The following is a 376-nucleotide window of genomic DNA, read 5'->3' as shown; positions in this document are numbered from 1 at the left end:
ACCGTGGCGGGCGCCGTCCACGGGGTCCTCAGCACCCGCGCGACCAGGTCCGTGCCGAAGAAGATCGCGCCGACCGGCAGCGACGAGGCCAGCAGCACGAGCGCCCAGTGCACCCAGTCGACCGGGGACAGCCGCGGCCGGTCACCGGTCAGCGGGATCAGCCCGTGCACATAGTTGAGTGCCAGCGACGCGGCGGTGTACGAGGCCAGGACGGTCAGCGCCGCCCGCCGGTCGCGGCCGGTCAGCGCCAGGCTGGCCACCAGCGCCACCGCGATCAGCCCGTCGACCACCACCGGGTAGAGCAGCGCCGCGTCGTGGTCGGCGCCGATCCCGCGAGCGATGTCGTGCAGGGCGTTCCACGAGACGCGGAAGGCGA

Annotated in this window: 1 protein-coding gene; it reads right to left on the bottom strand. The window is 73.9% G+C overall.

What is annotated here, in order from left to right; genetic code table 11:
* Positions 1-376: DUF2637 domain-containing protein (locus GJV82_RS19170; protein ID WP_155100327.1), on the bottom strand; the 376-nt coding region annotated here is incomplete at both ends.

Origin of the sequence: Cellulosimicrobium composti (assembly GCF_009711085.1) — a bacterium.
GTDB lineage: Bacteria > Actinomycetota > Actinomycetes > Actinomycetales > Cellulomonadaceae > Cellulosimicrobium > Cellulosimicrobium composti.
This window is presented reverse-complemented; position numbering and strand designations above follow the sequence as displayed.